The 8,787-nt window shown below is 60.0% G+C and carries 6 protein-coding genes; 1 reads left to right on the forward strand and 5 read right to left on the reverse strand.

Going from position 1 to position 8,787, the window contains the following annotated elements; translation table 11 throughout:
• Positions 1-46 precede the first annotated feature (46 nt).
• The 5 genes from HMPREF2528_RS05510 to HMPREF2528_RS05530 form a co-directional block, all read right to left on the reverse strand.
• The gene (locus tag HMPREF2528_RS05510) at positions 47-1,033 is read right to left on the reverse strand and encodes an alpha-ketoacid dehydrogenase subunit beta (RefSeq protein WP_070507245.1); all 987 of its coding nucleotides are present in this window, start codon (positions 1,031-1,033) and stop codon (positions 47-49) included.
• A 2-nt stretch (positions 1,034-1,035) separates the two neighbouring features.
• Positions 1,036-2,202, reverse strand: a complete 1,167-nt coding sequence (locus HMPREF2528_RS05515; protein ID WP_070507247.1) for a thiamine pyrophosphate-dependent enzyme — start codon at positions 2,200-2,202, stop codon at positions 1,036-1,038.
• Between the two features lie 413 nt (positions 2,203-2,615).
• Positions 2,616-3,743, reverse strand: a complete 1,128-nt coding sequence (locus tag HMPREF2528_RS05520; protein ID WP_070507249.1) for a histidinol-phosphate transaminase — start codon at positions 3,741-3,743, stop codon at positions 2,616-2,618.
• A gap of 283 nt (positions 3,744-4,026) precedes the next feature.
• Complete coding sequence (locus tag HMPREF2528_RS05525; RefSeq protein WP_070507252.1) at positions 4,027-6,411, reverse strand: extensin; 2,385 nt, start codon at positions 6,409-6,411, stop codon at positions 4,027-4,029.
• A gap of 19 nt (positions 6,412-6,430) precedes the next feature.
• Entirely contained in the window at positions 6,431-7,024 is a 594-nt protein-coding gene (locus tag HMPREF2528_RS05530; RefSeq protein WP_070507253.1) for an ABC transporter substrate-binding protein, read from the reverse strand.
• Between the two features lie 251 nt (positions 7,025-7,275).
• Here HMPREF2528_RS05530 and purB point away from each other — a divergent pair, with 251 nt between their 5' ends.
• Positions 7,276-8,709, forward strand: coding sequence for an adenylosuccinate lyase (gene purB, locus HMPREF2528_RS05535; protein WP_070543003.1), 1,434 nt, complete (start codon positions 7,276-7,278; stop codon positions 8,707-8,709).
• The last annotated feature ends 78 nt before the right edge of the window (positions 8,710-8,787 follow it).

Genomic DNA, 8,787 nt, shown 5'->3' on the forward strand with positions numbered 1-8,787 from the left:
CAACCCGCCATAGCGCAACACGCTGATACGTCAGATCAGGGTATGCCTAGTAGTCAAAAGCGCGGTCAACCGCCTCAAGAATACGGTCAATATCGGGCACGTACTCTTCCTCAACACGGGAAACCGGGTACGGCATGTAGTAGCCACCCACGCGAATCACCGGCGCCTGCAGGCTGTAGAAGCAACGCTCCGTAATCGCCGCAGCCAGCTCGCCACCCATACCACCGAAGGTCGGCGCCTCGTGGGCAATAATCAAGCGGCCAGTCTTCGCCACCGAAGCAGCAACGGTCGGCACATCCAGCGGGGAAATCGAGCGCAGGTCAATAACCTCAATCGAGCGGCCATCCTCCGCGGCAGCCTCTGCGACAGCCAGAGCAACCGGCACCAGCGGACCGTACGCAACGATGGTCGCGTCCGTGCCTTCACGCACCACCTGGGCGCTAAAGGGATCAAAGGAAGTGTCGCTAAAGTCCACTTCACCCTTGAGCCAGTAGCGGCGCTTCGGCTCAAAAATAATGACCGGGTCGGGGCATTCAATCGCCTTGCGGGTCATCCAGTACGCCTCGTGCGGGGTCGAGGGGGTCACAATACGCAGACCCGCGGTGTGGGCGAACAGCGCCTCCGGGGACTCGGAGTGGTGCTCCACCGAACCAATCACACCACCGTACGGAATACGGATAGTCACCGGCACCGTGTACTGCTTATCAGTGCGGTTGTGAATTTTCGCCAGCTGGCTCGTAATCTGGTTGTAGGCGGGGAACACGAAGCCGTCGAACTGAATCTCAGGCACGGGTCGGTAGCCGCGCAGCGCCATACCGATCGAGGTGCCGATAATGCCGGACTCGCCCAGCGGACTATCCATGACGCGGCGGTCACCGAAGCGCGCCTGCAGGCCCTCAGTCACGCGGTACACGCCGCCGAGCTTACCGATATCCTCACCGAGCATGACGACGGTGCGGTCGGCTTCCATGGCATCTTCCAGGCCGCGGGTAATCGCCTTGGCGAGGGTCAAACGTTCAATTTTCTCGCTCATGCTTACTCCTCTTCAAAGCCTGCAACGTAGGTGCGGTAGAACTCGCGGTCGTCTTCCACCTGCTGGTGTTCCTGCGCGTAGACGCGGTCGAAGAAACGCTCAAAGTCAGCAACCTCGGAGTTCAGCACTGCCTCACGCACGCCGTTCGCGACCTGCTGTGCAGATTCCGCAACCTCTTCGAAGAAGGCGTCGTCAGCGTAACCGTTATCGCGCAGGTGCTTCTCGAGGCGAATCATGGGGTCGCGGTGCAGCGGGCCTTCAAGGTCGGCGTCGGTACGGTACTTGGTGGGGTCGTCCGCGGTGGTGTGCGGGCCGAGGCGGTAGGTCTCAGCTTCAATCAGCACGGGGCCTTCGCCGGCGCGGATCTTCTCCATGGCGTAGCGGGTTGCAGCCAGCACGGCGAGAACGTCGTTGCCGTCCACGCGAATACCCTCGAAGCCGTAGCCTGCGGCGCGGGTGGACACCGGAACGCGGGACTGCACCTCGAAGGGCACCGAGATAGCCCAGCGGTTGTTCTGCACGAAGAAGAGCACCGGCGCGTTATAGGAGGCGGCGAAAACCATGGACTCGTGTGCGTCACCCTCGGTGGAGGAGCCGTCACCGAAGTAGACCGCCACGGCGGGCTTCTGGGTGTCCTCGGCGGGGTCGGTTGCCTGACCCTGACCGGTGCGGCGGGTGCCGGTTTCAGCCTCGATGTCGGCGTCGAAGTTCAGACCCATAGCGTAGCCGACGGCGTGCAGGGTCTGGGCGGCAAGCACCTTGGTGTAGGTGTGGAAGTTGTGTGCCTTCATGTCCCAGCCGTGGGTGGTGGAGCCGCGGAAGATGGTGATTAGGTCGCGGAAGTCCACGCCACGCGTCAGGGCGACGGCGTGCTCGCGGTAGGAGGGGAAGATGTAGTCGTTGGGTGCGTAGGCGAGTGCGGAGCCGACCTGTGCGGCTTCCTGGCCTCGGCTGGGCACCCAGAGGGCGAGCTGACCCTGGCGCTGCAGGGCAGTTGCCTCGTCGTCGAATCGGCGGGTGGTGTACATGAGGCGGTATGCCTCGCGCAGGGTGTCTGCGTTGACGTCTTCGATGTACTGACTGTAGGTGGGGTGTTCGTGTACGGTGCCGTTTTCATCCATGAGCTGGATGCGTTCGGGCACTCCGGGGTACTTGTCGTTCTCGTGCATCTAACCTCCACACGTGACGAGGGCTTGGCCCTCAGCGACTTGGGTTTTAGTCTCAACTTTCACCTGATGGTGCAGGGTTTGAGGTGTTCCGGCAAGCCTGTGAGGGTCTGGGCATATATAGTTACCAGTCTACTCTTTTCGGCTTTATCTCGCGGCAGTTACGCTGATAACACAGCGTATTATGCCCTGTCATTCACTATTTGAACATCATTAAATTAAACCTCCCATATATTCTTTTTCAGGAATATACGGGAGGTTTAATTTAACTATTGAGAGCTTTTTCGGGTCATCATTTTTTCCGCGCGAGAACCATTTGAAAAGCCCAAACAAACCTCGACAAGGGAAAATAGTACATTGTTCAATTAGGGCTCAAACAGGGCAGGGTGGGCACTCCCGCCCCTTCACAAGACGCTCTAGAGCCCCTTCGCGAAGACCTCACATAGCGAGAGGAAACGGTCATTCGCCTCCACCTCGCCAATACTCACGCGAACACCCTCGGTACCGAACGCACGCACCGACAGCGCATGCTCAGCCATCAGCTGCACAAACTCACCCGTGCGCTCCCCCAGGGGCAGCCACACGAAGTTCGCGTAAGTGCTCGGGAAATCGTAGCCCAGCTCGCGCAGTCGAGCGGTCACGCGCTCACGCTCAGCGACCAGGTGGCTCACACGCTCCATCACCGCATCCTCATGCTCGATGGAGGCGATAGCCGCCGCCTCAGCCAGCGCCGTCACGGCGAACGGGGTTGCCGCCACGCGCAGGTGCTGCGTAATCTGCGGGTGCGAAATCGAGTAGCCCACGCGCAGACCCGCCAGGCCCTGCGCCTTGGAGAAGGTGCGCAGAATGATGACGTTCTCATAGTCGCGGTAGATGTCCAGGCCGTTCAGCGGGGCTTCTTCCCCTTCCGGCACGGTGGAGGCGGCGCAGAACTCGAAGTACGCCTCATCAATCACCACGGGGATGTGGGCGGGCACCTTCTCCAGGAACGCACGGATCTGACTTTCGGTGACGGCGGGGCCGGTCGGGTTGTTGGGGGTGCAGACCAGGATCAGGCGGGTACGGTCGGTGATGGCTGCCGCCATGGCGTCCAGGTCGTGTGAGCCGTCGGGCAGGTTCGGCACCTGCACACTGCGAGCGCCCATAATGCCGACGAGGATCGGGTATGCCTCGAAGGAGCGCCAGGCGTAGATGACTTCGTCCTGCACGCCGTCGGCGTTTACGCCGGCGAAGGTTTTGAGGATTTGGTTGAGCGCGCCGAGGCTTCCGGCGCCGGTGACGATGTCGTCAGCGTCCACGCCGAGCCGTGCGGAGAGCTTCTGTCGCAGGGCGGTGGAGAGCGGGTCGGGGTAGCGGTGCACGGTCGCAAATTCTGCGAGGATGCGCGCGACCTCGGGTACGGGACCCAGCGGGTTCTCGTTCGAGGAGAGCTTGTACTGGGTGAGGCCTTCAACGGGTGCGGGCGGCTTGCCTGCCGCGTAGCTGGGCAGGGTGTTGAAGACGGGGCGGACCGGGATATTGGCGTGTTCAGCTGACTGGCTCATGCTTCCAGTATGTGCCTGCGGGCGGCCCGGAGGCTAACGCTTCTCACCTGTAGAGCAGATCGCGAGCAAGCTGTAACTGTGCAGGCAGCAGATACTAGCCGCGAGCGCTGCACGCTAAGAAGCACTGCACTCAAAGAAGCACTGTACACACAGACTGTGCGCGCAAAGTTGGAGGGGCGCCGCCGGGGTTGTTCCCGGCGGCGCCCCTGTTTCTCTTCTCTACTCTACTCGTCCCCTCCACCCTCCACCGAGTCGTTGAGATTAGTTCTTTGGACTCGGTTTTTTAGACCATCAGGGGTTTGCGCTCCTCGAGGGGATTCAGATCCTCGGGAGGGCCTGGGGCGCGGAACCCGGGGTCGATGTTCTCGGGCGGAGCTGGTGCGAGGAACCCGGGGTCAATGCTCTTAGGCGGGAGCATAGGCGCCAGCTTCTGGCCTGGCAGGATGGGAATGAGCGACTCAACGCCGTCGTAGTCTCCGCCTTGCCTATCGCCACCGACCACATGCGGCATAGCCGTTAGGTCACCAATCCGGGGTAGTGATTCAACCACGTCTGGCAGGCCCTGAATGAGGCGGGGTGCGACGCTCCCCAGGGTGGGTTGTGCTTCCGGGCGCACGATGAATCCGGGGTCGATGTCATCTGCCGGTGTCATGGGCATGTGGCTGACGGGCTGAGTGTTCTGCGGTGCGTTGACGATGAATCCACGGTTGGCAGGAGCAAGGTTCGGTGCGGGCAAGGCTCCTGAATTCGGCATCTGCGGCACAGGCATTTCGGGCCATGCAGGCTTCGGGCTATGAGGCTTTTCCTGCGGAGTCGGCTCGGGATGAGGGATGGTCTTTTGGACACCCTCGATGACGGCGGGGATTTGCTTAGCAACCGCCCAGGCGGATTCTCCAGCTTCTCGCTGAAGACCCTCGGCCTTCTGCTTGGCAATCTCCATGCCCTGCTGGACGTCTGAGACAGTGTCTTCGATTTTCTGCCGAGTATTTTCGATACTCTCTCGCACTTTACGCTTTGCCTTAGCCAGGTTCCCACCTGTCAGCTGGTCGAGCCCTTCAACTATGCCCAAGCCACCAGGCACAGTTCCTGATGCAAGGGCTGCAACAGCATAGCCCTCGGTACGTCCAGCTGTTATACCGATTCGTACAATGGGAGGCAGACCATCCGGCAAGGCTGACGCAGAGGTAACCTTCTGCTCCCCCAGCACATACTCTTTACCGTCCATTGCGGCGCGCATGCCGCCAGGCACCTTGCCGCTATGCCCTTCACGGTGTAGGGCTTCGTGGTAATTTACGGCATGATGCTCATGGTTATTGACGGTGATTACCGTATCGCGTTCATCAGGATGCCACGGTTCTCCAAAAATCTGTGGCAAGGGAATCTTCTTTGCTATATCAGGAACCCCATCACCTTCTCCCTCCACGTAATCCACGGCAAAGTCACGTTGTTTGGCTGACATACCTCGCATCGGGGCAGCTTGGGCATAGACACCCACAATATTGATTTCTTTGGCGACTTCAGCACTATTCGCCATGTTGTGGGCGATCATTGCTCCCTGACTGAAGCCCTCCAGGTATACACGAGCATCCTTGGGAGCACCAGCATCACGCAGAGCCTGCAAAATCATCATGTATGCAGAGTTCATCTGGTCTGAGCTGGGCGCCTCACGAAGAGCCCCAGAGCCATCTATGATAGATCCACCCCAGGACCCAAAGATAGTACCCGGAATGCTGACCACATATAGGGCATGGGCTGGGTCGCCTTCGTGTCCTGCTTCGTACATGACGGTGACGAGTACGGCACTGCGTTCAGCAGTCAAAGGGTCCTGTCGCGAACGCTCAAGTTCAAGGTCCTGTGCTTTACCAATAGTCATCAGACGGTCCGAGCTGGCGCCCACAGAGAGCTGGTTTTTCTCGCCGCGATGCGTAGCAATACCGTATTCCTCCGCAGAGGCTGTACGGACGTTGTAAACCACGTTTCCACCGATAGCTGTCTTGATGAGGTCAGACAGGTCACCTCCCAGTGCCTTTCGAGCAAGTCCTCGCGGAATGCCAAACATGTCTGCAACGCGGTCAATTGTTCGCTGACGGGCAATTTCGGGGTTCGATTTGGCATCAAAGTAGGCGGTGGCGCCGAAGAGAATACCCGCAATGATAGGCGAATACGGAAGCGTCCGAGATGCCGCAAAGTACCCAAGCTCGGGAATGGTGAGCTTCAAGAGGTATTTAGCTTCGCCGGGTTCTCCAGCGATGAGTCCGCGCAGGTGGTCTCGGGTGCTGCGTCCGTCGGGTAGTTTACCGTCCTTTGCGATGCCCATGGAATCGAACCAGCCTGCGACGATATTTTCGGTCTGCAGGTAGGAGCTGTGGGCGACGCGGACGGCAGCTGCGGTGGCGCCGAACTTTGCGGCACTCATACCGAGCTCTGCAGCAAGGCCGGTGCAGAGGGCAGCAGCCTGCTGGGCGCGTCCGTTAATGCCGAGGAAGAGACGAGTTTCAGCGGCGATGCCAAGAATGGGCATGGTGCGGTCGGCGCAGGTGTGGCTGACGGTGTCGAGCCCGTCAGCGATGGCGGGCATTTCTTCAAGCTCAACGCTGATGGTGCCTGCGGTGGGCCCTGCGGAGTCGGTGAGGTCACCGATGGGTGCAACGGTGGGTCCGGTAATCATGGTGTCTCCTAGGGTGGGGTTAGTGGGTTCGGATGAGCGAGCTCAGCCCGTCGGGCAGGTTCACGTGCATGAGTGAATCGAGCGTTGACTGGGCTTTTTGCACGCCTGAGCGGGCGATAATTTCGCCGGGGTCGAGCTTTTCGAGTGCGTCGGCGGCGCCGTCGGCGAGTTTGCCGAGTAGCCCGTCTACAACGGAGGCGGCGGCTTCGATTGCCTGCGCTTTGGTGGTGAGGTCGTTGGCGAGTTCTTCGCCGGCGGCGGCAATCATGGCGGCGGCGCTTTCGGCTTGTTCGGCTTGGTTGCGGATTTTTTCGCGGTGTTCTTCAAGTTGTCGCCGGTAGGCGCGTCCGGCTTCGGATGCCCAGTGGTCGCCGTTGAGTTCGTTGGCGCGTTGGTGTGCGGTGCGGATTTCTTGGGCTTCGGTGCGCATCCGGTGGGAGAGTTCTGCGCCTTTGGCGCGGGCGAGCGCGGCGGCTGCCATGAGTTGCTCGGCGAGGGCGTGGCCGGCGGCGGTGCCGATGCCCATGTGTCCTGCTGCGCGGAGGATATCGGTCGGTTCGATTCGGGGCAGCTGGGGTACGGGTGGTGGTGCGGTGTCAACAATCGTGGTCATGGTGTGTCCTTTCACGGCGGGTTTGTTTTAGGCTAAATCTGTTGCGGTGACCGTGCAGGTGGAGTGCGCCAACCTGTGGATAACTCAGGCTTGTTTCGAAAAATTCGCACGTTTTGCGTCCTCAAAACCCAAAAAATGCCCCCTCCGCATCCCCTCGTTTTGTCATATTTCTGTAACTAACCAAGCCGCCCGTCACGTCCATATGCTCTTCCCGCCTCTTTTTTTCAGCGAATTCATGCAAAAATAGAGCTATGTCTCACACCAATAACACCTTCTTGCCTTCTGGCCGTATTGACCTGGGCACCGGCGAACTTGCGCTGGGCCCCCTCGACGGACGCTACGCATCCGTAACCGCACCCCTGACCAACTACCTCTCTGAGGCAGCTCTGAACCGCGACCGCATCCATGTTGAGGTTGAGTGGTTCATATACCTGTGCGAGCACGAGGTGCTGCCGGGTCTGTCCCCGCTGAGCGAGGAGCAGAAGAAGGGCCTGCGCGCCATCGTGACCGATTTCAACGCTGATTCTGTGGCGGAGCTGGCTGAGATTGAGGCAGTCACCGTTCACGATGTGAAGGCGGTCGAGTACTACATTGGCCGCCGCCTGGAGGGCCTGGGCCTGGGTCACCTGGTGCCGCTGGTTCACTTCGGCTGCACTTCTGAGGACATTAACAACCTCGCCTACGCGTTGGGCATCAAGGATGCTGTTGAGAACGTGTGGGTTCCGGCTGCTGAGAACCTGATTGAGGTTCTGCTGAAGCTGGCTGAGGAAGGCCGCGACGTGCCGATGCTGTGCCGCACTCACGGTCAGCCTGCAACTCCCTCCACCCTGGGTAAGGAGTTGGGTGTTCTCGCCTACCGTCTGAAGCGTCAGGTGAAGCACGCTGCTGCTACCGAGTTCCTCGGCAAGATTAATGGTGCGACCGGCACTTACGCTGCTCACTATGCGTCGGTTCCTGACGCTGATTGGCAGGCTGTTTCTCGTGGTTTTGTGGAGCACCTGGGCCTGACCTGGAACCCGCTGACCACTCAGATCGAGTCGCACGACTGGCAGGCCGAGCTGTACTCGGATATCGCGCACTTCAACCGTGTGCTGCACAACCTCTGCACCGATGTGTGGAGCTACATTTCGATTGGTTTCTTCCGTCAGATTCCGGTGGCTGGTGCGACCGGTTCGTCGACTATGCCGCACAAGGTGAACCCGATTCGCTTTGAGAATGCGGAGGCTAACCTGGAGCTCTCTAACGCTCTGCTGGATTCGCTGGGTTCGACCCTGGTGACTTCTCGTTGGCAGCGTGACCTGACTGACTCCTCGGCGCAGCGCAATATTGGTGTGGCGTTTGGTCACTCGGTGCTGGCTATCTCCAATGTGGTGAAGGGCCTTGAGCGTCTGGATATTGCGACCGAGGTTATTTCCGCTGATCTGGATGCGAACTGGGAGGTTCTGGCTGAGGCGATCCAGATGGTGATGCGCGCTGAGGCTATCGCAGGTGTTCCCGGCATGGAGAACCCGTACGAGCGCCTGAAGGAGCTGACTCGCGGTCACCGCGTGGATGCCGCTCGCCTGAAGGAGTTCGTGGCTACGCTGGGCCTGTCCCCCGAGGCTGAGGCGCGTCTGTCGGCGCTGACTCCGCACACCTATAACGGTATTGCGGCTCAGCTGCTGGACCATGCGAAGAACGCTTAGTCCGTAGCAAAGATATAAACAAAAGACCCCGGGTCCCTGCATTCTGAACTGCGCCCCGAAACTTGGACGCATTAAATA

Source organism: Rothia sp. HMSC078H08 (assembly GCF_001808955.1).
Classification (GTDB): Bacteria; Actinomycetota; Actinomycetes; order Actinomycetales; family Micrococcaceae; genus Rothia.

Excerpts from the sequence above, each read along its gene's own strand:
- HMPREF2528_RS05510 (WP_070507245.1), bottom strand. The coding sequence starts at position 1,033 with ATGAGCGAGAAAATTGAACGTTTGACCCTCGCCAAGGCGATTACCCGC.
- HMPREF2528_RS05515 (WP_070507247.1), bottom strand. The coding sequence starts at position 2,202 with ATGCACGAGAACGACAAGTACCCCGGAGTGCCCGAACGCATCCAGCTC.
- HMPREF2528_RS05520 (WP_070507249.1), bottom strand. The coding sequence starts at position 3,743 with ATGAGCCAGTCAGCTGAACACGCCAATATCCCGGTCCGCCCCGTCTTC.
- HMPREF2528_RS05525 (WP_070507252.1), bottom strand. The coding sequence starts at position 6,411 with ATGATTACCGGACCCACCGTTGCACCCATCGGTGACCTCACCGACTCC.
- HMPREF2528_RS05530 (WP_070507253.1), bottom strand. The coding sequence starts at position 7,024 with ATGACCACGATTGTTGACACCGCACCACCACCCGTACCCCAGCTGCCC.
- purB (WP_070543003.1), top strand. The coding sequence starts at position 7,276 with ATGTCTCACACCAATAACACCTTCTTGCCTTCTGGCCGTATTGACCTG.